Origin of the sequence: Escherichia sp. R1 (assembly GCF_003000935.1) — a bacterium.
GTDB lineage: Bacteria > Pseudomonadota > Gammaproteobacteria > Enterobacterales > Enterobacteriaceae > Escherichia > Escherichia coli.
Genome location: NZ_PSRU01000009.1, coordinates 1 through 21,452 on the forward strand (window position 1 = coordinate 1; position 21,452 = coordinate 21,452).

The 21,452-nt window shown below is 51.9% G+C and carries 26 protein-coding genes; 7 read left to right on the forward strand and 19 right to left on the reverse strand.

Annotated features, from left to right (window positions below):
* The 9 genes from C4F37_RS12370 to fkpA form a co-directional block, all read right to left on the reverse strand.
* The coding region (locus C4F37_RS12370; protein ID WP_000031674.1) for a GTP-binding protein at positions 1-262 on the reverse strand (262 nt) is incomplete at its 3' end.
* 70 nt (positions 263-332) lie between these two features.
* Entirely contained in the window at positions 333-2,447 is a 2,115-nt protein-coding gene (gene fusA, locus C4F37_RS12375) for an elongation factor G (protein WP_096037745.1), read from the reverse strand.
* A gap of 96 nt (positions 2,448-2,543) precedes the next feature.
* Complete coding sequence (rpsG, locus tag C4F37_RS12380; protein WP_001138043.1) at positions 2,544-3,014, reverse strand: 30S ribosomal protein S7; 471 nt, start codon at positions 3,012-3,014, stop codon at positions 2,544-2,546.
* 96 nt (positions 3,015-3,110) lie between these two features.
* Entirely contained in the window at positions 3,111-3,485 is a 375-nt protein-coding gene (rpsL, locus tag C4F37_RS12385) for a 30S ribosomal protein S12 (RefSeq protein ID WP_000246815.1), read from the reverse strand.
* Between the two features lie 125 nt (positions 3,486-3,610).
* Positions 3,611-3,898, reverse strand: a complete 288-nt coding sequence (gene tusB, locus C4F37_RS12390; protein WP_000903382.1) for a sulfurtransferase complex subunit TusB — start codon at positions 3,896-3,898, stop codon at positions 3,611-3,613.
* A gap of 6 nt (positions 3,899-3,904) precedes the next feature.
* Positions 3,905-4,264 carry a sulfurtransferase complex subunit TusC gene (gene tusC / locus C4F37_RS12395; protein WP_000820731.1) on the reverse strand — a complete coding sequence of 120 codons (360 nt, stop codon included), beginning with the start codon at positions 4,262-4,264 and terminating at the stop codon, positions 3,905-3,907.
* Entirely contained in the window at positions 4,264-4,650 is a 387-nt protein-coding gene (gene tusD, locus C4F37_RS12400; RefSeq protein WP_001209693.1) for a sulfurtransferase complex subunit TusD, read from the reverse strand. The genes tusC and tusD overlap by 1 nt, the downstream gene beginning before the upstream one ends.
* On the reverse strand, positions 4,650-5,372 hold the full coding sequence (locus tag C4F37_RS12405; protein WP_000091466.1) for a helix-turn-helix transcriptional regulator: 723 nt from the start codon (positions 5,370-5,372) through the stop codon (positions 4,650-4,652). The genes tusD and C4F37_RS12405 overlap by 1 nt, the downstream gene beginning before the upstream one ends.
* Positions 5,373-5,538: 166 nt before the next feature.
* The gene (fkpA, locus tag C4F37_RS12410; protein WP_001356892.1) at positions 5,539-6,351 is read right to left on the reverse strand and encodes an FKBP-type peptidyl-prolyl cis-trans isomerase; all 813 of its coding nucleotides are present in this window, start codon (positions 6,349-6,351) and stop codon (positions 5,539-5,541) included.
* Positions 6,352-6,571: 220 nt separating this feature from the next.
* Here fkpA and C4F37_RS12415 point away from each other — a divergent pair, with 220 nt between their 5' ends.
* Positions 6,572-6,790: a protein SlyX gene (locus C4F37_RS12415; protein ID WP_001153615.1), complete on the forward strand. Its 219-nt coding sequence runs from the start codon at positions 6,572-6,574 to the stop codon at positions 6,788-6,790.
* Between the two features lie 48 nt (positions 6,791-6,838).
* On the opposite strand, the gene slyD is transcribed toward C4F37_RS12415, so the two are convergent.
* The 4 genes from slyD to kefG all read right to left on the reverse strand — a co-directional run bounded on the left by slyD (position 6,839) and on the right by kefG (position 10,090).
* Positions 6,839-7,429 carry a peptidylprolyl isomerase gene (slyD, locus tag C4F37_RS12420; RefSeq protein WP_000861334.1) on the reverse strand — a complete coding sequence of 197 codons (591 nt, stop codon included), beginning with the start codon at positions 7,427-7,429 and terminating at the stop codon, positions 6,839-6,841.
* A 94-nt stretch (positions 7,430-7,523) separates the two neighbouring features.
* Positions 7,524-7,724, reverse strand: a complete 201-nt coding sequence (locus tag C4F37_RS12425) for a YheV family putative zinc ribbon protein (protein WP_001007730.1) — start codon at positions 7,722-7,724, stop codon at positions 7,524-7,526.
* Between the two features lie 9 nt (positions 7,725-7,733).
* Positions 7,734-9,539 carry a glutathione-regulated potassium-efflux system protein KefB gene (gene kefB / locus C4F37_RS12430; RefSeq protein WP_000399162.1) on the reverse strand — a complete coding sequence of 602 codons (1,806 nt, stop codon included), beginning with the start codon at positions 9,537-9,539 and terminating at the stop codon, positions 7,734-7,736.
* Positions 9,539-10,090: a glutathione-regulated potassium-efflux system ancillary protein KefG gene (gene kefG / locus C4F37_RS12435; protein ID WP_000081823.1), complete on the reverse strand. Its 552-nt coding sequence runs from the start codon at positions 10,088-10,090 to the stop codon at positions 9,539-9,541. The genes kefB and kefG overlap by 1 nt, the downstream gene beginning before the upstream one ends.
* A gap of 130 nt (positions 10,091-10,220) precedes the next feature.
* On the opposite strand from kefG, the gene C4F37_RS12445 reads away from it, so the two are divergent.
* The 4 genes from C4F37_RS12445 to C4F37_RS12460 are packed head-to-tail and all read left to right on the forward strand — an operon-like array spanning position 10,221 to position 14,291.
* On the forward strand, positions 10,221-12,134 hold the full coding sequence (locus C4F37_RS12445; protein WP_000634798.1) for an ABC transporter ATP-binding protein: 1,914 nt from the start codon (positions 10,221-10,223) through the stop codon (positions 12,132-12,134).
* Positions 12,134-13,156 carry a hydrolase gene (locus C4F37_RS12450; protein WP_000057389.1) on the forward strand — a complete coding sequence of 341 codons (1,023 nt, stop codon included), beginning with the start codon at positions 12,134-12,136 and terminating at the stop codon, positions 13,154-13,156. The genes C4F37_RS12445 and C4F37_RS12450 overlap by 1 nt, the downstream gene beginning before the upstream one ends.
* Positions 13,150-13,368 (forward strand): YheU family protein, encoded by a 219-nt coding sequence (locus C4F37_RS12455; RefSeq protein WP_000907085.1) that lies wholly within the window; start codon positions 13,150-13,152, stop codon positions 13,366-13,368. Before C4F37_RS12450 ends, C4F37_RS12455 begins: the two co-directional genes overlap by 7 nt.
* Positions 13,369-13,421: 53 nt before the next feature.
* On the forward strand, positions 13,422-14,291 hold the full coding sequence (locus C4F37_RS12460; RefSeq protein WP_001274684.1) for a phosphoribulokinase: 870 nt from the start codon (positions 13,422-13,424) through the stop codon (positions 14,289-14,291).
* Positions 14,292-14,345: 54 nt separating this feature from the next.
* On the opposite strand, the gene C4F37_RS12465 is transcribed toward C4F37_RS12460, so the two are convergent.
* Entirely contained in the window at positions 14,346-14,750 is a 405-nt protein-coding gene (locus C4F37_RS12465) for an OsmC family protein (RefSeq protein WP_001148908.1), read from the reverse strand.
* Between the two features lie 301 nt (positions 14,751-15,051).
* On the opposite strand from C4F37_RS12465, the gene crp reads away from it, so the two are divergent.
* Positions 15,052-15,684 carry a cAMP-activated global transcriptional regulator CRP gene (gene crp, locus C4F37_RS12475; protein WP_000242755.1) on the forward strand — a complete coding sequence of 211 codons (633 nt, stop codon included), beginning with the start codon at positions 15,052-15,054 and terminating at the stop codon, positions 15,682-15,684.
* A 50-nt stretch (positions 15,685-15,734) separates the two neighbouring features.
* A complete protein-coding gene (locus C4F37_RS12480) occupies positions 15,735-17,825 on the forward strand; it encodes a YccS/YhfK family putative transporter (protein WP_001298205.1) in 2,091 nt (696 codons plus the stop codon).
* A 77-nt stretch (positions 17,826-17,902) separates the two neighbouring features.
* On the opposite strand, the gene argD is transcribed toward C4F37_RS12480, so the two are convergent.
* The 5 genes from argD to ppiA form a co-directional block, all read right to left on the reverse strand.
* Positions 17,903-19,123, reverse strand: coding sequence for a bifunctional acetylornithine/succinyldiaminopimelate transaminase (gene argD, locus C4F37_RS12485; RefSeq protein WP_000963803.1), 1,221 nt, complete (start codon positions 19,121-19,123; stop codon positions 17,903-17,905).
* Between the two features lie 85 nt (positions 19,124-19,208).
* A complete protein-coding gene (gene pabA, locus C4F37_RS12490) occupies positions 19,209-19,772 on the reverse strand; it encodes an aminodeoxychorismate synthase component 2 (RefSeq protein ID WP_000601853.1) in 564 nt (187 codons plus the stop codon).
* A 31-nt stretch (positions 19,773-19,803) separates the two neighbouring features.
* The gene (locus tag C4F37_RS12495; protein ID WP_001280654.1) at positions 19,804-20,406 is read right to left on the reverse strand and encodes a putative adenosine monophosphate-protein transferase Fic; all 603 of its coding nucleotides are present in this window, start codon (positions 20,404-20,406) and stop codon (positions 19,804-19,806) included.
* Positions 20,396-20,563: a YhfG family protein gene (locus tag C4F37_RS12500; RefSeq protein ID WP_000736858.1), complete on the reverse strand. Its 168-nt coding sequence runs from the start codon at positions 20,561-20,563 to the stop codon at positions 20,396-20,398. Before C4F37_RS12500 ends, C4F37_RS12495 begins: the two co-directional genes overlap by 11 nt.
* A gap of 104 nt (positions 20,564-20,667) precedes the next feature.
* Complete coding sequence (gene ppiA / locus C4F37_RS12505; protein ID WP_000477225.1) at positions 20,668-21,240, reverse strand: peptidylprolyl isomerase A; 573 nt, start codon at positions 21,238-21,240, stop codon at positions 20,668-20,670.
* Between the last annotated feature and the right edge of the window lie 212 nt (positions 21,241-21,452).

The following is a 21,452-nucleotide window of genomic DNA, read 5'->3' on the forward strand; positions in this document are numbered from 1 at the left end:
AGTCGGCGTGCCCCGGGCAGTCTACGTGCGCGTAGTGACGGGTCGGGGTGTCGTATTCAACGTGAGAAGTGTTGATGGTGATACCACGAGCTTTTTCTTCCGGCGCGTTATCGATCTGGTCGAATGCACGAGCAGCACCGCCGTAGGTTTTAGCCAGTACGGTGGTGATTGCAGCGGTCAGAGTAGTTTTACCGTGGTCAACGTGGCCGATAGTACCAACGTTAACGTGCGGTTTTGTACGTTCAAATTTTTCTTTAGACACGGCTATATTCCTTACTATAGTGCTCTCCCCTTCAGGAGAGAGCACGGGACTTTGGTATTAACCCTTAGGCTTATTTACCACGGGCTTCAATTACGGCCTGAGCAACGTTACTCGGCGCTTCATCATACTTCAGGAATTCCATAGTGTATGATGCGCGACCTTTGGTCAGAGAACGCAGCTGAGTTGCATATCCGAACATTTCAGACAGCGGTACTTCAGCGTGGATCTTAACGCCAGTAACTTCAGATTCCTGACCTTTGAGCATACCACGACGACGGCTCAAGTCACCGATAACGTCACCGGTGTTCTCTTCAGGAGTTTCTACTTCAACCTTCATGATCGGCTCAAGCAGAACTGGTTTCGCTTTCTTAAAGCCTTCTTTAAAGGCGATAGAAGCAGCCAGTTTAAACGCCAGTTCAGAGGAGTCAACGTCATGGTAAGAACCGAAGTGCAGACGAATACCCATGTCTACTACCGGGTAGCCTGCCAGCGGACCTGCTTTCAGCTGTTCCTGGATACCTTTATCAACGGCCGGGATGTATTCGCCAGGGATTACACCACCTTTAATGTCGTTGATGAACTCGTAGCCTTTCGGGTTTGAACCCGGCTCCAGCGGGTACATGTCGATAACAACATGACCATACTGACCACGACCACCAGACTGTTTCGCGTGTTTACCTTCAACATCGGTAACTTTCTGGCGGATAGTTTCACGGTAAGCAACCTGCGGTTTACCTACGTTCGCTTCAACGTTGAATTCACGCTTCATACGGTCAACGATGATGTCGAGGTGCAGTTCGCCCATACCCGCGATGATGGTCTGGTTAGATTCTTCGTCAGTCCATACACGGAAAGACGGGTCTTCTTTAGCCAGACGGCCCAGAGCCAGACCCATTTTTTCCTGGTCAGCTTTGGTTTTCGGTTCAACTGCGATGGAGATTACCGGCTCAGGGAATTCCATACGTTCCAGAATGATCGGCGCATCCGGGTCACACAGGGTGTCACCAGTGGTTACGTCTTTCAGACCGATTGCAGCTGCGATGTCGCCCGCGCGAACTTCTTTGATCTCTTCACGTTTGTTAGCGTGCATCTGAACGATACGACCGAAACGCTCACGTGCAGCTTTCACGGAGTTCAGTACGGTATCACCAGAGTTAACCACACCGGAGTACACACGGAAGAAGGTCAGGTTACCAACAAACGGGTCGGTAGCGATTTTGAACGCCAGTGCAGAGAACGGCTCGTCATCACTTGCGTGACGCTCAGCCGGAGTGTCTTTACCGTCGTCCAGGATACCGTTGATCGCAGGTACGTCAACCGGGGATGGCAGGTAATCAATTACCGCATCCAGCATCGCCTGAACACCTTTGTTCTTGAACGCAGAACCACAGGTTACCAGGATGATTTCGTTGTTCAGAACGCGCTGACGCAGAGCACCTTTGATTTCTGCTTCAGTCAGTTCTTCACCACCCAGGTATTTTTCCATCAGCTCTTCAGAAGCTTCAGCTGCGGATTCGATCAGGTTCTGGTGCCATTCGTTAGCCAGTTCAACTATGTCTGCCGGGATATCTTCGTATTCGAAGGTTACGCCCTGGTCAGCGTCGTTCCAGTTGATAGCTTTCATTTTCACCAGGTCAACAACACCGGTGAAATGTTCTTCAGCACCAATCGCCAGCTGCAGCGGAACCGGGTTCGCGCCCAGACGGGTTTTGATCTGGTTAACAACTTTCAGGAAGTTCGCACCCATGCGGTCCATTTTGTTAACGAACGCAATACGCGGAACTTTATATTTGTTTGCCTGACGCCATACGGTTTCAGACTGCGGCTGAACACCACCAACTGCGCAGTAAACCATTACCGCACCATCGAGAACACGCATGGAACGTTCTACTTCGATTGTGAAGTCAACGTGCCCCGGGGTGTCGATGATGTTGATGCGATGCGGCTCATACTGCTTAGCCATACCAGACCAGAATGCAGTAGTCGCAGCGGAAGTGATGGTAATACCACGTTCCTGCTCCTGCTCCATCCAGTCCATGGTTGCAGCGCCGTCATGAACTTCACCGATTTTATGGTTTACACCGGTGTAGAACAGAATACGTTCGGTAGTAGTGGTTTTACCGGCGTCGATGTGCGCACTGATACCGATGTTACGGTAGCGTGCGATGGGTGTTGTACGAGCCATTTGTTTCCTCGTTTATCTTTTAGGCGTTCAATTTAAGTAGCCCAAAGCGGGCTGCTTACTGGAAGCGCCCGCCTGGTGACTAAAACTCCGAAGGGATTACCAACGGTAGTGTGCGAACGCCTTGTTGGCTTCGGCCATACGGTGAACGTCTTCACGTTTCTTAACTGCAGTACCTTTGTTTTCTGCAGCATCAGAAAGTTCGTTCGCCAGGCGCAGAGCCATGGATTTATCACCGCGTTTACGAGCAGCTTCAACGATCCAACGCATTGCCAGAGCATTACGACGAACCGGACGGACTTCAACTGGTACCTGATAAGTAGAACCACCAACGCGGCGAGACTTAACTTCTACAGTCGGGCGCACGTTTTCGAGAGCTACTTCGAATGCTTCCAGTTCAGATTTACCAGAGCGCTGAGCCAGGGTCTCCAGCGCGCTGTATACGATAGATTCAGCAGTAGATTTTTTACCATCTACCATCAGGATATTTACAAATTTAGCCAGCAGTTCTGATCCGAACTTCGGATCCGGCAGAATTTTACGCTGACCAATGACGCGACGACGTGGCATGGAAATACTCCGTTGTTAATTCAGGATTGTCCAAAACTCTACGAGTTTAGTTTGACATTTAAGTTAAAACGTTTGGCCTTACTTAACGGAGAACCATTAAGCCTTAGGACGCTTCACGCCATACTTGGAACGAGCCTGCTTACGGTCTTTAACGCCGGAGCAGTCAAGCGCACCACGTACGGTGTGGTAACGAACACCCGGGAGGTCTTTAACACGACCACCACGGATCAGGATCACGGAGTGCTCCTGCAGGTTGTGACCTTCACCACCGATGTAGGAAGTCACTTCGAAACCGTTAGTCAGACGAACACGGCATACTTTACGCAGCGCGGAGTTCGGTTTTTTAGGAGTGGTAGTATATACACGAGTACATACGCCACGTTTTTGCGGGCATGCTTCCAGCGCAGGCACGTTGCTTTTCGCAACTTTGCGAGCACGTGGTTTGCGTACCAGCTGGTTAACTGTTGCCATTAAATAGCTCCTGGTTTTAGCTTTTGCTTCGTAAACACGTAATAAAACGTCCTCACACAATATGAGGACGCCGAATTTTAGGGCGATGCCGAAAAGGTGTCAAGAAATATACAACGATCCCGCCATCACCAGGCCATCTGGCTGGAGTGCTTAACCGTAAGTCTGACGAAATCAGTATAGTCAATGGAAATGATGTCGTTCGAAATTCGACCAGTCAAACCGCGGGCAATAAGGTCTTCGTTCAGAGCATAGACCTTAATGGGGGCATTACGCAGACTTTCAAGGTAGCGGTTGCCGTCAACTGCGGCAGTTACGCCATCTTGCAATAATAGCAGTTCGTCACCTTCACTGAGCAGACGCAGCAGCGCAGCAAAGTCCGTCAGCCAGGGTGAACGATGTAATGTGTGCAGCATAACGCCTCAAAACCTCAAAATAACATCGTAGTTGGCGAGTTCGCGGCGTAAGGCATCTGCTTCGAGCGGCGTGGCTTCGACCACAAAGGGTGTCTGCGGATCTAACCCACGTTCGCGCAGTGAAGCCGCGCAAATCCAGCACTGTTCAATATCGTACAGACCCAACAATTTAAAAGTGGCAATGTAATCACGCGCCAGCACTGCATCGGGCTTTTGTCCTGGCAGCAGCTGAAAAACGCCATCAGCAATAAAGAAGACGGCCAGATCGTCAGTTAATGCGGAAGTTGCCAGTAAAGCATCTAAACCTTCCCGGCCTGCAGTTGTACCATGAGGCGCAGTAGAAAAAACAAACGCAATTCGTTTCATCAGAACTGTACCACCCTGTCACAGGTCAGCGAGGCTTCCGCCAGCGCGCCAAGTCCGCTTAAGGTAAATCCCGGCTGAAGGTTTGACGAAGCGAGCCCCAGTCTTCCGGCCTCCGTTTCATCAACAACGCCACGGCGTAATGCTGCCGCTACGCAGATATTCAGCGCCACACCATGTTGCGCATTCAACTGTTGCCAGCCGCGCACAAGGTCAAATTCGTCGCTTGCCGGTGAGGTCAATTGGTTAGCGTTATAGACCCCTTCCCGATAGAAAAAAACGCTGCTTAACTCATGGCCTTCTGCTATCAGCGCCTGCGCAAACTGAAAAGCACTACTCGCCTGTTGCGTACCGTATGCTGGCCCGGTCACCACGATGGCAAAACGCATTACTTATCTTGCCCCTGGAAATCACCGCTCTTGAACTGGCGGATGTAGAGATAGACAGTGTGTTTGGAGATGTTCAGGCGGTCAGCAACCTGGTTGATCGCGTCTTTAATATCGAAGATCCCTTTCTCGTAGAGATTTAGCACGATCTGACGATTTTTGGCGTTATTAGAAACATTGCGATCGGCATTCACTTCTTCGATGGTGAACTCCAGCGTTTGGGTAACCAGATCTTCAACAGAAGAGGCAAAGTTGACGCTTGAACCGACATCCGGAGTTTCCGGCGGCACAAAAGTGCTCATAATCTGCGAGAAGGGAACATCAAGATTCATATTGATGCACAGCAGACCAATTACACGCTGTTCGCGGTTACGAATCGCGATAGTCAGGGACTTCATTAATACGCCGCTTTTGGCGCGAGTAAAGTAGCATTTAGAAACGCTGCTATCCGCTCCCGTCATATCGTGCAGCATACGTAGCGCCAGGTCAGTAATTGGCGAACCAATCTTCCGGCCTGTATGTTCACCGTTAGCAATGCGAATGGCTGAACATTTTAGATCCTGCAAAGAGTGCAAAACGATTTCACAGTGGGAGCCAATAAGCATCGCTAACCCGTCCACCACCGCTTCGTAGGATTTCAGAATATCAAAATCGGTCTGGTCAAAAGGACGTTGATCCAGTAAATCCAACTCACTGGTTTCGTTGGTTAAAAGCGACCTGGACATGAAAAAAAACACTCCTTTTCAGGAGCCTGTCGTTAACTTTTCAGGGCAGGCTCATTAATGATGCGGGTAACTAAATTAATACAGCGGAGGTTCCGCTTTCCAGCACTAATTATATCCGGCCTGTAATAAAAAAACCGCCGCCTGGTCAGGCGGCGGTTCTTAATGCTTATTTTTTAGCAGAGTCTGCGGCTTTCGCATCAGCTTCCTGCTTTGCATCAGCCTTCGGCGCTGGTTTCACATCCAGCAGCTCTACGTCAAACACCAGGGTAGAATTCGGTGGGATCCCCGGAACACCCGCTTTGCCGTAAGCCAGTTCTGGTGGAATAACCAGTTTGATCTTACCGCCTTTCTTGATGTTCTTCAGACCTTCTGTCCAACCCGGGATAACACCGTCCAGACGGAAAGAGAGCGGTTCACCACGGGTGTAAGAGTTGTCGAACTCTTTACCGTCGATCAGCGTACCTTTGTAGTTCACTACAACAGTATCGCTGTCTTTCGGTGCTTCGCCTTTACCGGCTTCTACTACCTGATAAACCAGACCAGTGGAAGAGGTTTTCACACCTTTCTCTTTGGCAAATTTCTCGCGGTACTCTTTACCTTTTGCTTCGTTATCAGCCGCGTCTTTTTCCATCTTCGCCTGAGCAGAAGACTTCACACGAGCTTCGAATGCTTGCAGAGTCTGTTCGATCTCTTGGTCGGAAAGTTTGCTCTTATCAGCAAATGCATCCTGAACACCAGCGATCAGCTGATCTTTATCCAGTTTGATGCCCAGTTTTTCTTGTTCTTTAAGAGAGTTTTCCATGTAACGACCCAGCGAAGCACCCAGTGCATAAGCTGATTTCTGATCGTCATTTTTGAACGCTGCTTTGCTGTCAGCAGTTGTAGCAGGTTTTGCAGCTTCAGCAGCAAAAGTGATTGGTGCATGCAGGGCAACGGCCATTGTGGTCGCCAGCAGCGTTACTTTAAACAGTGATTTCATCCATATCTCCAGGATCGGGGCATCTCACCCCAGGGTTAACTATTATCAGAAGGGTACTATAAAGCGTTGTCGAACAAATCTACATACAGACACGCCCTATTATCATCTATTTTCAGACTCTTTTTGTTTAAATTAGTTTCGATGACCGCGAAATGAGTGCTGTCTCGGGCAGCAAAGTTAAGTAGAATCCGCGGCGACCATTCGACAAAAGAGGTGAATCATGCAGGATTTATCATTGGAAGCACGCCTGGCAGAGCTGGAGAGCCGATTGGCTTTTCAGGAAATCACCATTGAAGAACTGAACGTCACGGTGACCGCTCATGAAATGGAGATGGCGAAACTGCGCGATCATCTGCGTCTGCTGACCGAGAAGCTAAAAGCCAGCCAGCCGTCGAACATCGCGTCGCAGGCTGAAGAAACGCCACCGCCACATTATTGAGGCGTAAAAAAAGCGGGGATTCCCCGCTTTTTTGTCACCTTTTCGGTATTAGTGGCAACCGCAACCGCCGTTGCCTTTACCGCCACAGCAGCCTTCGCCACCGTGTTCATGACCGTGATCGTGGCCATGACCACCGCAGCAACCGTCGTGGTCGTGATCGTGGTGGTGATCGTGCGCGCCGTGAACGTGACCATGAGCCAGTTCTTCTTCGGTCGCTTCGCGAATCGCCACAACTTCAACGTTGAATTTCAGGTTCTGACCAGCCAGCATGTGGTTACCATCAACCACTACGTGATCGTCTTCAACCGCAGTGATTTCAACCGGTACCGGACCCTGGTCGGTTTCAGCCAGGAAACGCATACCTACCTGCAGTTCATCAACGCCCATAAATACGTCTTTAGGAACGCGTTGCACCAGGTTTTCGTCGTACTGACCGTAAGCGTCGTTCGCGCCAACAGCGACATCAAATTTGTCGCCAACTTCATGACCTTCCAGCGCTGTTTCCAGGCCAGAGATCAGGGAACCGTGACCATGCAGGTAGTCCAGCGGCGCACTCACCGGAGACTCATCAACCAACACACCGTCTTCTGTACGTACCTGATAGGCCAGGCTGACCACCAGGTCTTTTGCTACTTTCATGATATCTCCTGAGCATGGGAAGAATAGTGGCGCAGATTGTAGCGGAATTCTGCAGCCGTGTACTCACTAGCTTAAAAAAACTCGGCGCATATCGCTAGTCCGGATGAAAAATCCCGATCACTTGCTCATCTTTGCGGACGTGATCGCGGGCTTCTTTGTCTGCTTCTCGCATCTGATGTCCACACTTAACACATTCTACGATATCAATATTATTTTCGCGCCACATCGCCATTGAATCCTGTGCCTGACAGGCCGGGCATTTTGCGCCCGCAATAAAACGTTTTCGGATTGCCATCTTTACCCTCTACTCAAATTCATCCCAGCCGTCCAGCTGGCGTCGTTCTTGTTGCATTTCACGCTGGAAAATCTCTTCCAGTTCACGTCGGGCTTCCCTGGCGCGAGAAATTTGTACGGTATCAGCATGCATCGGGATTAACTCCCGCAGCATTCGCATATCCAGGCGGCGAAAATGCAGTTGCGCGCGCTGCGCCTGATGCGGATGCATGCCAAGCGTGACCAGCGTCTTGCGCCCCAGCTCTAACGCACTGGAGAATGTTTCACGGGAAAACTGCGTCACCCCTGCCTGTAATAACTCATGCGCTTCCACACGTCCGCGCGCTCGCGCAAGAATATGCAAATGCGGAAAGTGCTGCTGGCATATTTCCACCAGCTTCATAGTGTCTTCCGGCTCGTTACAGGTAATGACGATAGACTCAGCGGCCTCTGCACCCGCAGAACGTAAAAGATCTACCTGCGTGGCGTCGCCGTAATAAACTTTGTAGCCATATTTGCGCATCAGGTTAACGGCACTGATATCCCGCTCCAGTACAGTAATGCGCATTTTATTTGCCATCAGCAAACGACCAATCACCTGACCAAAACGCCCAAAGCCCACGACAATGACCTGCGGTTTATCATCGTTGACCCATGGTTTTTCGTCTTCTTCTTCCGGTCCGTTAAACTGGCGGGATAGCCATTTATCGACCAGCTTCATCAGCAGCGGCGTGGTCATCATGGAAAGCGTCACCGTCACCAGCAACAGCGCCATCTGGTCGCCCTGGAATAAGCGTTGTGAAGAAGCGGTAGAAAAGAGGACAAAGGCAAACTCACCGCCCTGACTCAACACGCCAGCAAACTGCATCCGCTCAGAACTGCGCACGCCATACAATCGCGCCAGCAGATACAGCACGAGAATTTTCACCGCCACCAGCACAACCACACTTATCACTACCCACAACAGATGGGTATAAAGCACCCCGAGGTTGAGCGACATGCCGACAGAGATAAAGAACAAACCAAGCAGCAAGCCTTTGAAGGGATCGATAGCCGTTTCCAGTTCATGGCGATATTCACTTTCCGCCAGTAGCACACCCGCAATAAACGTACCGAGCGCCATCGACAACCCCAGCGCATCCATAAACAATGCGGAACCCAACACCAGCAGCAGCGTCGCGGCGGTGAACACTTCCCGCACACCAGAAGCTGCAATAAAACGGAATACCGGACGCAGTAAATAGCGCCCGCCAATCAGCATGCCGACAAACGCCAGCACCTTCATGCCGATCTTCATCCAGTCGAAATGTTCGTCTGCCGAACCCGCCAACAACGGCACTAACGCCAGTGCCGGGATCACCGCCAGATCCTGAAACAGCAGTACCGAGAAACCTAACTGGCCGGATTCGCTGCGATTCATCCCTTTCTCACGCATCAATTGCAACGCCATTGCAGTTGAAGACATCGCAAGGCCAATGCCACCGACCACCGCCGCCTGCCATGAGAAATGGGTCAGCATCAATAATCCTGCCAGCAACGCCGCGCTTAACAGCACCTGTGCCGCGCCTACGCCAAAAATCGAACGCCGCAGTTGCCAAAGCTTGGAGGGATTCAACTCAAGGCCGATGATAAACATCAGGAATACCACGCCGAGTTCCGAAAAGTGGAGGATCTCATCGACGTCGCTAATAAACCCCAGCCCCCACGGGCCAATCGCAATCCCCGCCAGCAAATATCCCAACACTGCACCAATACCCAGCCGCGATGCCAGCGGCACCGCAGCCACCGCCGCGAAGAGAAACAGCACTCCTGCGAGTAAAAAATCAGAACCTTCCATCAGCAGCCTCCTGGAGACAGCGGATTTGCCAGCCAGTCACCGTAGGCTCTGGCGTGGCTCGCCAGCTCCTGTGCGCTTTGCCGTCTCGCCCAGTAAATAATGATGGGGCTTAACCAATGCATCCGGCACATGCCCGCCGCCAGTTCAAAGGGGCGCAGAACATCGCTCATCGGGTAGCGATTCAACGCGTCATAACGGTAAGCACTTTCCGGCTCCCCGGTGGTAATCACGCTACGCCAGTACTTTCCCGCCAGTTGGTTTCCCCCCGGTCCGCTGGCAAAACCACGGCTTAATACCCGGTCCAGCCACTCTTTCAGTAGCGCCGGGCAGCTATAGGTATAAAGAGGATGCTGAAAGACAATCACCTCGTGCTCGCGCAGTAATGCCTGCTCACGAGGGATATCAATAAAAAAGTCGGGATAGTGCGCGTAAAGGTCGTGCACGGTAACATTGCTGAGCTGCGTGGCCGGTTTAAGCAGAACCCGGTTTGCCACCGAGTCCTGAGATTCCGGATGGGCATACAGCAGCAAAACTTTCGCTGGCTGAGACATCATCCCCCTCCCGGTATGGTTTTTGTGTATAGTCGCTGTTTTGGGCTACCATTGCGCCCGGTGCGGCAGCTCGCCCATACATTACATTATCATAATGATAAGTTAACATAGTCTGAACATACGGCGCCTTATGATTGTTTTTTCCTCGTTACAAATTCGTCGCGGCGTGCGCGTCCTGCTGGATAATGCCACCGCCACCATCAACCCTGGGCAGAAAGTCGGCCTGGTGGGTAAAAACGGCTGTGGTAAATCTACCCTGCTGGCATTGCTGAAAAATGAAATCAGCGCCGACGGCGGCAGCTACACCTTTCCGGGAAGCTGGCAACTGGCGTGGGTGAATCAGGAAACACCGGCGTTACCGCAAGCGGCGCTGGAATATGTCATTGACGGCGACCGTGAATATCGTCAACTGGAAGCGCAGCTACACGACGCCAACGAACGTAACGACGGGCACGCCATTGCGACCATTCATGGCAAGCTGGATGCTATTGACGCATGGAGTATTCGCTCCCGTGCCGCCAGCCTGCTGCACGGCCTCGGTTTCAGCAATGAACAACTGGAGCGCCCGGTAAGTGATTTCTCCGGTGGCTGGCGTATGCGTCTTAACCTTGCCCAGGCGCTGATTTGCCGTTCAGACTTGCTGCTGCTCGACGAACCGACTAACCACCTCGATCTCGATGCCGTTATCTGGCTGGAAAAATGGCTGAAGAGCTATCAGGGCACGCTGATCCTGATCTCTCACGATCGCGATTTCCTCGATCCGATCGTTGATAAAATTATTCATATCGAACAACAAAGCATGTTCGAGTACACCGGCAACTACAGTTCGTTTGAAGTACAGCGCGCCACCCGTCTGGCGCAGCAACAAGCGATGTATGAAAGCCAGCAGGAACGCGTAGCGCATCTGCAAAGTTATATCGACCGTTTCCGTGCCAAAGCCACCAAAGCGAAGCAGGCCCAGAGCCGCATTAAGATGCTTGAGCGTATGGAGCTGATTGCCCCCGCGCACGTCGACAACCCGTTCCGCTTTAGCTTCCGCGCGCCGGAAAGCCTGCCAAATCCGTTACTGAAGATGGAAAAAGTCAGCGCAGGCTATGGCGATCGCATTATTCTCGACTCGATTAAACTGAATCTGGTCCCCGGCTCGCGCATTGGTCTGCTAGGCCGCAACGGCGCGGGTAAATCGACATTAATCAAACTGTTAGCCGGGGAACTTGCGCCAGTCAGCGGTGAAATTGGTCTGGCGAAAGGGATCAAGCTCGGCTACTTCGCCCAGCATCAACTGGAATACCTGCGCGCCGACGAATCGCCTATTCAACATCTGGCACGTTTAGCGCCGCAGGAGCTGGAGCAAAAACTGCGTGACTACCTCGGCGGCTTTGGTTTCCAGGGCGATAAAGTAACCGAAGAAACGCGCCGCTTCTCCGGTGGGGAAAAAGCCCGCCTGGTGCTGGCATTAATTGTCTGGCAGCGTCCGAATCTGCTGCTGCTCGACGAACCGACCAACCACCTTGACCTCGACATGCGTCAGGCACTCACCGAAGCATTAATCGAGTTCGAAGGCGCGCTGGTTGTCGTCTCGCACGACCGTCATTTGCTGCGTTCCACCACTGACGATCTCTACCTGGTTCACGATCGTAAAGTCGAACCGTTCGACGGCGATCTGGAAGATTATCAACAGTGGTTGAGCGACGTACAAAAGCAGGAAAACCAGACCGACGAAGCGCCAAAAGAGAACGCGAACAGCGCCCAGGCACGTAAAGATCAGAAGCGTCGGGAAGCGGAGCTGCGTGCGCAAACCCAGCCACTGCGTAAAGAGATTGCCCGTCTGGAAAAAGAGATGGAGAAGCTGAACGCGCAACTGGCGCAGGCGGAAGAGAAACTCGGCGACAGCGAACTGTACGATCAAAGCCGTAAAGCGGAGTTGACCGCCTGCCTGCAACAGCAAGCCAGCGCCAAATCCGGCCTGGAAGAGTGCGAAATGGCATGGCTGGAAGCCCAGGAGCAGCTTGAGCAGATGCTGCTGGAAGGCCAAAGCAACTGATGGCGCAGATAACAACGACCGATGCCAATGAATTTAGCAGCAGTGCTGAATTCACCCCCATGCGCGGCTTTAGCAATTGTCATCTACAAACCATGCTGCCGCGTCTGTTCCGTCGCAAGGTGAAATTCACCCCGTACTGGCAGCGGCTGGAGTTGCCCGACGGCGATTTTGTCGATCTCGCGTGGAGTGAAGATCCTGCACAGGCGCGGCATAAACCGCGTTTAGTGGTATTTCACGGGCTGGAAGGCAGTCTCAATAGCCCTTACGCTCACGGTCTGGTTGAGGCGGCGCAAAAGCGCGGCTGGCTGGGCGTGGTGATGCATTTTCGCGGATGCAGCGGTGAACCAAACCGTATGCACCGCATTTACCATTCGGGCGAAACCGAAGACGCCAGTTGGTTTTTACGCTGGCTGCAACGCGAGTTTGGTCATGCGCCAACGGCTGCCGTCGGCTATTCGCTCGGCGGTAATATGCTGGCCTGTTTGCTGGCAAAAGAAGGCAATGATCTCCCGATTGATGCGGCAGTGATTGTCTCTGCGCCGTTTATGCTGGAGGCCTGTAGTTACCATATGGAAAAGGGCTTTTCCCGCGTTTATCAGCGTTACTTGCTGAACCTGTTAAAAGCCAATGCCGCGCGCAAGCTGGCAGCCTACCCCGGCACACTGCCGATTAATCTCGCGCAGTTAAAATCGGTACGTCGCATCCGTGAATTTGACGATCTCATCACCGCCAGAATTCACGGCTACGCTGACGCTATCGACTATTATCGTCAGTGTAGCGCCATGCCGATGCTCAATCGGATAGCCAAACCGACACTGATTATTCACGCCAAAGACGATCCGTTTATGGATCATCAGGTGATCCCGAAACCGGAAAGTCTCCCCCCGCAGGTGGAGTATCAGCTGACTGAACATGGCGGTCATGTTGGCTTTATTGGCGGTACATTACTTCATCCGCAAATGTGGCTGGAGTCACGCATTCCTGACTGGTTAACAACGTATCTGGAGGCGAAATCATGTTGATTCCGTGGCAAGACCTCTCCCCCGAAACGCTGGAAAATTTAATTGAAAGCTTTGTGTTACGTGAAGGCACCGATTATGGTGAACATGAGCGTACACTTGAACAGAAAGTCGCCGACGTCAAACGCCAGCTACAGTGCGGAGAAGCGGTGCTGGTATGGTCGGAGCTGCACGAAACGGTCAATATCATGCCGCGCAGTCAGTTTCGCGAATAACCTGCAACCGTCGGCGGACGAGATAATAATGATAGCTAAGTCATGGAGTTACTATGTCTGCCAAACATCCGGTCATTGCGGTAACAGGATCCAGCGGCGCGGGGACCACCACCACCAGCCTCGCGTTTCGTAAAATATTCGCGCAGTTAAATCTGCATGCAGCCGAGGTGGAAGGCGACAGTTTTCACCGTTATACCCGCCCGGAAATGGACATGGCGATCCGCAAAGCGCGCGACGCCGGGCGGCATATCAGCTACTTCGGCCCCGAAGCGAACGACTTCGGCCTTCTGGAACAAACCTTCATTGAATACGGTCAGAGCGGCAAAGGGAAATCTCGCAAATATCTGCATACCTACGATGAAGCCGTACCGTGGAATCAGGTACCGGGGACATTCACCCCCTGGCAATCTTTACCGGAACCCACTGATGTACTGTTTTATGAAGGTTTACACGGCGGCGTAGTCACGCCACAGCATAACGTTGCGCAGCATGTGGACTTACTGGTCGGCGTGGTGCCTATCGTTAACCTTGAGTGGATTCAAAAACTGATCCGTGACACCAGCGAGCGCGGGCACTCACGAGAAGCAGTGATGGACTCGGTAGTGCGTTCAATGGAAGACTATATCAACTACATCACACCGCAGTTTTCCCGCACCCATCTTAACTTCCAGCGCGTTCCCACCGTCGACACCTCAAACCCGTTCGCGGCAAAAGGTATCCCGTCGCTGGATGAAAGCTTTGTGGTGATCCATTTTCGTAATCTGGAAGGGATCGATTTCCCCTGGCTGCTGGCGATGTTGCAAGGCTCATTCATTTCCCACATCAATACGTTAGTGGTGCCTGGCGGCAAAATGGGTCTGGCAATGGAATTAATTATGCTGCCGCTGGTGCAACGATTGATGGAAGGAAAGAAAATCGAGTAACGCTGCTATTACGCCGGATAAAATACTATCCGGCTTCACAACGGGATAGTTAAATCACGCGGCAACCACTTCATACGAGTGAGTAATATTCACCGCTTTTTCCAGCATCAGCGCCACTGAACAATATTTCTCGGCAGAGAGATCAACCGCACGCGCAACCGCTGCGTCTTTCAGGTCGCGACCGGTGACGATAAAATGCAGATTAATGTGCGTAAACAGGCGTGGTGCCTCTTCGCGGCGCTCAGAGGTCAATTTTACTTCACAATCGACCACATCCTGACGCCCTTTTTGCAGGATAGAAACCACATCGATGGCACTGCAACCACCCGCCGCCATCAACACCATTTCCATCGGGCTTGGTGCTTTATCGCCTGAGTTGCCGTCCATTAAAATCTGGTGACCAGAGGCGGATTCGCCCAGAAAAGTTAACCCTTCGACCCACTTCACTCGCGCTTGCATTTTTGCTACTCCACTGCGTCAATTTTCCTGACAGAGTACGCGTACTAACCAAATCGCGCAACGGAAGGCGACCTGGGTCATGCTGAAGCGAGACACCAGGAGACACAAAGCGAAAGCTATGCTAAAACAGTCAGGATGCTACAGTAATATATTGATGTACTGCATGTATGCAAAGGACGCCACATTACCGTGCAGTACAGTTGATAGCCCCTTCCCAGGTAGCGGGAAGCATATTTCGGCAATCCAGAGACAGCGGCGTTATCTGGCTCTGGAGAAAGCTTATAACAGAGGATAACCGCGCATGGTGCTTGGCAAACCGCAAACAGACCCGACTCTCGAATGGTTCTTGTCTCATTGCCACATTCATAAGTACCCATCCAAGAGCACGCTTATTCACCAGGGTGAAAAAGCGGAAACGCTGTACTACATCGTTAAAGGCTCTGTGGCAGTGCTGATCAAAGACGAAGAGGGTAAAGAAATGATCCTCTCCTATCTGAATCAGGGTGATTTTATTGGCGAACTGGGCCTGTTTGAAGAGGGCCAGGAACGTAGCGCATGGGTACGTGCGAAAACCGCCTGTGAAGTGGCTGAAATTTCGTACAAAAAATTTCGCCAATTGATTCAGGTAAACCCGGACATTCTGATGCGTCTGTCTGCACAGATGGCGCGTCGTCTGCAAGTCACTTCAGAGAAAGTGGGCAACCTGGCGTTCCTCGACGTGACGGGCCGCATTGCACAGACTCTGCTGAATCTGGCAAAACAACCGGATGCTATGACTCACCCGGACGGTATGCAAATCAAAATTACCCGTCAGGAAATCGGCCAGATTGTCGGCTGTTCTCGTGAAACCGTGGGACGCATTCTGAAGATGCTGGAAGATCAGAACCTGATCTCCGCACACGGTAAAACCATCGTCGTTTACGGCACTCGTTAATCCCGTCAGAGTGGCGCGTTACCTGGTAGCGCGCCATTTTGTTTCCCCCGATGTGGCGCAGACTGATTTATCACCCCGATATCAACTATGCACTTCGACAAACGCTGGTGCTATGTTTGCCCGTGGCCGTTGGGTTAATGCTTGGCGAATTACGATTCGGCCTGCTCTTCTCCCTCGTTCCTGCCTGTTGCAATATTGCGGGCCTTGATACGCCTCATAAACGTTTTTTCAAACGCTTAATCATTGGTGCGTCGCTGTTTGCCACCTGTAGCTTGCTGACACAGGTGCTACTGGCAAAAGATGTTCCCCTGCCCTTTTTGCTGACCGGATTAACGCTGGTACTTGGCGTCACTGCTGAGCTGGGGCCATTGCACGCAAAATTGCTTCCCGCATCGCTGCTCGCCGCCATTTTTACCCTCAGTCTGGCGGGATACATGCCGGTCTGGGAACCGTTGCTCATCTATGCGCTGGGCACTTTGTGGTACGGATTGTTTAACTGGTTTTGGTTCTGGATCTGGCGCGAACAACCGCTACGCGAGTCACTAAGTCTGCTGTACCGTGAACTGGCAGATTACTGTGAAGCCAAATACAGTCTGCTTACCCAGCACACCGACCCTGAAAAAGCGCTGCCGCCGCTGCTGGTGCGCCAGCAAAAAGCGGTCGATTTAATTACCCAGTGCTATCAGCAAATGCATATGCTTTCCGCGCAAAATAATACCGATTACAAGCGGATGCTGCGTATTTTCCAGGAGGCGCTGGATTTGCAGGAACATATTTCGGTCAGTTTGCATCAGCCGGAAGAGGTGCAAAAGCTGGTCGAGCGTAGCCATGCGGAAGAAGTTATCCGCTGGAATGCGCAAACCGTCGCCGCTCGCCTGCGCGTGCTGGCTGATGACATTCTTTACCATCGCCTGCCAACGCGTTTTACGATGGAAAAGCAAATTGGCGCACTGGAAAAAATCGCCCGCCAACACCCGGATAATCCGGTTGGGCAATTCTGCTACTGGCATTTCAGCCGCATCGCTCGTGTGCTGCGCACCCAAAAACCGCTCTATGCCCGTGACTTACTGGCCGATAAACAGCGGCGAATGCCATTACTTCCGGCGCTGAAAAGTTATCTGTCACTAAAGTCTCCAGCGCTACGCAATGCCGGACGACTCAGTGTGATGTTAAGCGTTGCCAGCCTGATGGGCACCGCGCTGCATCTGCCGAAGTCGTACTGGATCCTGATGACAGTATTGCTGGTGACGCAAAATGGCTATGGCGCAACCCGTCTGAGGATTGTAAATCGCTCCGTGGGAACCGTGGTCGGGTTAATCATTGCAGGCGTGACGCTACACTTTAAAATTCCCGAAGGTTACACCCTGACCTTGATGCTGATTACCACCCTCGCCAGCTACCTGATATTGCGCAAAAACTACGGCTGGGCGACGGTCGGTTTTACTATTACCGCAGTGTATACCCTGCAACTGTTGTGGCTGAACGGTGAGCAGTACATCCTTCCGCGTCTTATCGATACCATTATTGGTTGTTTAATTGCTTTCGGCGGTACTGTCTGGCTGTGGCCGCAGTGGCAGAGCGGATTATTGCGTAAGAACGCCCATGACGCTTTAGAAGCCTATCAGGACGCGATTCGCTTGATTCTGAGCGAGGACCCGCAACCTACGCCACTGGCCTGGCAGCGAATGCGGGTGAATCAGGCGCATAACACTCTGTATAACTCATTGAATCAGGCGATGCAGGAACCGGCGTTTAACAGCCATTATCTGGCAGATATGAAACTGTGGGTAACGCACAGCCAGTTTATTGTTGAGCATATTAATGCCATGACCACGCTGGCGCGGGAACACCGGGCATTGCCACCGGAACTGGCACAAGAGTATTTACAGTCTTGTGAAATCGCCATTCAGCGTTGTCAGCAGCGACTGGAGTATGACGAACCGGGTAGTTCTGGCGATGCCAATATCATGGATGCGCCGGAGATGCAGCCGCACGAAGGCGCGGCAGGTACGCTGGAGCAGCATTTACAACGGGTTATTGGTCATCTGAACACCATGCACACCATTTCGTCGATGGCATGGCGGCAGCGACCGCATCACGGGATTTGGCTGAGTCGCAAGTTGCGGGATTCGAAGGCGTAATACAGGCTAAACCATCGGATGAGGTGTTCACGCCGCATCCGACATCTTTTGCCTGATGCGACGCTGACGCGTCTTATTTACGCCCCAATCACCTTCGCCACCGCGTGGGCGAAACGATGCATCCCTTCATCAATATCCGCATCTTCCACCACCAGCGACGGCGCAAAACGCATCACATCAGGCCCGGCATTCAGCACCATTACGCCTTCCTCTGCACCCGCATACAGGAAATCACGCGCCCGACCTTTGTACTGTGGTTTCAGCTCTGCGCCAATCAACAGCCCCATACCGCGAATATCGCTAAACACATCGTACTGCTGATCGATCTTCTGCAAATGGTCAACAAAACGCTGGCGTTTCGCCTGAATACCTTCCAGCACTTCAGGGGTATTGATGATATCAAACGCTGCGCCCGCTACTGCACAGGCCAGAGGATTACCGCCGTAGGTGGAACCGTGAGAACCAGGATGAAACGCGGAAGCAATCTCCGCCGTGGTCAGCATGGCGCTAACCGGGAAACCGCCACCTAACGCTTTCGCAGAGGTCAGAATATCCGGCGTCACGCCGTAGTGCATATAGGCAAACAGATCGCCGGTCCGCCCCATCCCGCACTGCACTTCATCAAACACCAATAATGCCTGATGTTGATCGCACAGCTCGCGCAAGCCCTGCAAAAACTCTGGCGTCGCTGCCGTCACGCCGCCCTCGCCCTGAATCGGCTCAACCACCACCGCACAGGTGTGATCATCCATCACCGCTTTCACTGCGTGGAGATCGTTAAAGGGAACGTGGATGATGTCTGCCGGTTTTGGACCAAAGCCGTCGGAATATTTTGGCTGCCCACCCACCGAAACGGTAAACAGCGAGCGACCATGAAAAGCGTTATGGAAGGCAATAATTTTGGTTTTGAACGGGCTATGACGCACACAGGCGTAATGGCGTGCCAGTTTAAAGGCGGTTTCGTTAGCTTCCGTGCCGGAGTTCATAAACACCACGCGTTCGGCAAACGTTGCCTCAATCAGTTTACGGCCAAGACGCAGCGCCGGCTCATTGGTGAAAACGTTACTAATATGCCACAGAGTTTCGCCCTGGGTTTTTAACGCGTTCACCAGCGCAGGATGGCAATGGCCCAACGCCGTAACTGCAATGCCACCCGCGAAATCGACATACTCCTTGCCCTGTTGATCCCAGATTCGGCTGCCCTGACCTTTTACCGGAATAAACTCTGCCGGAGCATAAATCGGCAGAATCACTTCATCGAAAGTCGCGCGTGTAATTGCTGTTTGTTCAATTGCCATCTCATGATCACCCTGTTACGCATAAATAAATATGAAATTATAATCACAAAATATGCATAAAAAATCACTGAATGGCAATCAGAAATCAGCGATGCAGAAAATTAGCCAGCAGTTGATGTCCTTGTTCGCTAAGAATACTTTCTGGATGGAATTGCACACCTTCCAGATCCCACTGGCGATGGCGAATCCCCATAATCTCGCGGGTTTCGCTCCAGGCCGTCACTTCAAAGCACTCCGGTAATGAGTCAGGTTCCACTACCAGCGAATGGTAGCGTGTCACGGTGAGTGGATTTGCCAGCCCCTTAAATACGCCCACACCATTATGTGTAATCGGCGAGGTTTTGCCGTGCATGACCTTTGCGGCGCGCACAACTTTGCCGCCAAATGCCTGCGCCATTGCCTGATGACCGAGGCAGACGCCAAGAATCGGCAAGCGTCCGGCATAGTGACGAATAACGTCAAGGGAGATCCCGGCTTCATCTGGCGTACAGGGGCCGGGTGAGATGACAATTTTTTGTGGTTTAAGGGCGTCGATATCCGCCAACGTCAACGCATCGTTGCGCTTAACCAACACATCCGCCCCCAGTTCACAAAAGTACTGGTAGAGGTTCCAGGTAAAAGAATCGTAGTTATCAATAAGCAGGATCATGGCGGCTCCGGTACGAAAGAACCGCGCTATTTTACTCAGATTCCCCGGCTTCGCTTACCACTTTGCTAAATATCATCTGCAGCGCGGTGAGATCCCCCATTGCCCCATTCTGATTTGCCTGATTCCAGGCCTCTTTTTCAATACCCTGCCAGCTCAGTTGATATCCGGCATGAATCGCCAGTTGCTCGAAGAAGATCCGCTGTGCCAAACCACTTCCCACCCGGAAGGGATGCAGCACGTTGATTTCACAATAGTAATGCGCCAGCCGCTCGACGAACTTCGCTTTCTCCAGGCCAACCAGATAACCTTCTTCCTCCAGATCCTGCATCAGGGCATTGCCCTCTTTTTCGATATAAGCAAAGTGGCAGAACGGCGTATCGCCCTGATAAATATCGACTTCGCGCAGTTGCCCCGCCCAGTCGAAAATATCCTGATACAACTGGCGATGAAGAGTACGCAAATGCGGTAAACCCCGAACCAACGGGCCAAGTTCAATGGTCGCAGCACGCAGCGCCGTCATTTCGTAAGCGGCCTGTTCCAGCCGCTGCTGCTGGCGGATGTTCAGCCGGTTACGCATGATATCAAGGCCTGGATAAAGATACGGATCGCGCCCTTCGCCGAATTTATCGCTCATAGTGCCTCCTCAGCGCTTCAAGGCGCGCTAAAGCCTCTGCGGCAGTAAGAGTGACTAAAGGCATCTCGACGCCTTCAAGACGGCGACTGGCCTGGAAATTACGATTACGCTGAAGCTCCCAGAGACGGGACTTTTGCTTATCGGTGAGTTTCTTCACTTGATGCCTCCCTGAACGTGTCCATTTGCCACAAGTATAAGCGGCAAATCCGGGTTACGCCGGGAGAGCAGAAGCGCGGGCAAGATTGCCCGCGCGAGAAATCATTACGGCAGGACTTTAGCGGAAAGGATAACTACCGGTTTTGACGGCACATTCTGGTACGGACCAACGTCATGAGTCGGCACCTGGGAAATCTTATCGGCAACGTCCATGCCTTTCACCACTTTACCAAATACCGCGTAACCGAAATCACGCTGACCGTGGTCAAGGAAGGCGTTATCGGCAACGTTGATAAAGAACTGGCTGGTGGCGCTGTCTTTGTCAGCGGTACGCGCCATCGCGATGGTGCCACGCGTGTTGCGCAGGCCGTTATCTGCTTCATTTTTGATTGGCGGGTTTGGTTTTTTCTGCTGCATCTGCTCGGTGAAACCGCCGCCCTGAATCATAAAGCCAGGAATGACGCGGTGAAAGGTCGTGTTGTTATAAAAACCACTGTTCACATAATCGACAAAGTTTTGCACAGACACTGGCGCTTTTTGTTTATCCAGCTCCAGTTCGATGTTACCAGCTGAGGTTGTCAACAATACGTGCGGGTCCCCTTTCGCTGCCATTGCTGCGGGAGAAAGAGCAGAAAGAGCGAAAACAGCAGCCATCGCCGCCAGGGTCGATTTGAACATGAGATTTCCTTAACAAACAGAGCAGAAAAAAAGCAAGTGAAGAGATTCTAAATAGCCTTCAAGAACAAGGCCATCCCTTTACCTAATTTTACGTATCTGAAATATATGTAACCTGAGGATAACTTTTTATTCCGTGATCAAAATCACCTCTTAAAATGCAATTTAGCAACCGATTGCAATAAAACATTTAATCAGATCACAAAATCGCCTAA

Excerpts from the sequence above, each read along its gene's own strand:
- fusA (WP_096037745.1), bottom strand. The coding sequence starts at position 2,447 with ATGGCTCGTACAACACCCATCGCACGCTACCGTAACATCGGTATCAGT.
- rpsG (WP_001138043.1), bottom strand. The coding sequence starts at position 3,014 with ATGCCACGTCGTCGCGTCATTGGTCAGCGTAAAATTCTGCCGGATCCG.
- rpsL (WP_000246815.1), bottom strand. The coding sequence starts at position 3,485 with ATGGCAACAGTTAACCAGCTGGTACGCAAACCACGTGCTCGCAAAGTT.
- tusB (WP_000903382.1), bottom strand. The coding sequence starts at position 3,898 with ATGCTGCACACATTACATCGTTCACCCTGGCTGACGGACTTTGCTGCG.
- tusC (WP_000820731.1), bottom strand. The coding sequence starts at position 4,264 with ATGAAACGAATTGCGTTTGTTTTTTCTACTGCGCCTCATGGTACAACT.
- tusD (WP_001209693.1), bottom strand. The coding sequence starts at position 4,650 with ATGCGTTTTGCCATCGTGGTGACCGGGCCAGCATACGGTACGCAACAG.
- C4F37_RS12405 (WP_000091466.1), bottom strand. The coding sequence starts at position 5,372 with ATGTCCAGGTCGCTTTTAACCAACGAAACCAGTGAGTTGGATTTACTG.
- fkpA (WP_001356892.1), bottom strand. The coding sequence starts at position 6,351 with ATGAAATCACTGTTTAAAGTAACGCTGCTGGCGACCACAATGGCCGTT.
- C4F37_RS12415 (WP_001153615.1), top strand. The coding sequence starts at position 6,572 with ATGCAGGATTTATCATTGGAAGCACGCCTGGCAGAGCTGGAGAGCCGA.
- slyD (WP_000861334.1), bottom strand. The coding sequence starts at position 7,429 with ATGAAAGTAGCAAAAGACCTGGTGGTCAGCCTGGCCTATCAGGTACGT.
- C4F37_RS12425 (WP_001007730.1), bottom strand. The coding sequence starts at position 7,724 with ATGGCAATCCGAAAACGTTTTATTGCGGGCGCAAAATGCCCGGCCTGT.
- kefB (WP_000399162.1), bottom strand. The coding sequence starts at position 9,539 with ATGGAAGGTTCTGATTTTTTACTCGCAGGAGTGCTGTTTCTCTTCGCG.
- kefG (WP_000081823.1), bottom strand. The coding sequence starts at position 10,090 with ATGTCTCAGCCAGCGAAAGTTTTGCTGCTGTATGCCCATCCGGAATCT.
- C4F37_RS12445 (WP_000634798.1), top strand. The coding sequence starts at position 10,221 with ATGATTGTTTTTTCCTCGTTACAAATTCGTCGCGGCGTGCGCGTCCTG.
- C4F37_RS12450 (WP_000057389.1), top strand. The coding sequence starts at position 12,134 with ATGGCGCAGATAACAACGACCGATGCCAATGAATTTAGCAGCAGTGCT.
- C4F37_RS12455 (WP_000907085.1), top strand. The coding sequence starts at position 13,150 with ATGTTGATTCCGTGGCAAGACCTCTCCCCCGAAACGCTGGAAAATTTA.
- C4F37_RS12460 (WP_001274684.1), top strand. The coding sequence starts at position 13,422 with ATGTCTGCCAAACATCCGGTCATTGCGGTAACAGGATCCAGCGGCGCG.
- C4F37_RS12465 (WP_001148908.1), bottom strand. The coding sequence starts at position 14,750 with ATGCAAGCGCGAGTGAAGTGGGTCGAAGGGTTAACTTTTCTGGGCGAA.
- crp (WP_000242755.1), top strand. The coding sequence starts at position 15,052 with ATGGTGCTTGGCAAACCGCAAACAGACCCGACTCTCGAATGGTTCTTG.
- C4F37_RS12480 (WP_001298205.1), top strand. The coding sequence starts at position 15,735 with ATGTGGCGCAGACTGATTTATCACCCCGATATCAACTATGCACTTCGA.
- argD (WP_000963803.1), bottom strand. The coding sequence starts at position 19,123 with ATGGCAATTGAACAAACAGCAATTACACGCGCGACTTTCGATGAAGTG.
- pabA (WP_000601853.1), bottom strand. The coding sequence starts at position 19,772 with ATGATCCTGCTTATTGATAACTACGATTCTTTTACCTGGAACCTCTAC.
- C4F37_RS12495 (WP_001280654.1), bottom strand. The coding sequence starts at position 20,406 with ATGAGCGATAAATTCGGCGAAGGGCGCGATCCGTATCTTTATCCAGGC.
- ppiA (WP_000477225.1), bottom strand. The coding sequence starts at position 21,240 with ATGTTCAAATCGACCCTGGCGGCGATGGCTGCTGTTTTCGCTCTTTCT.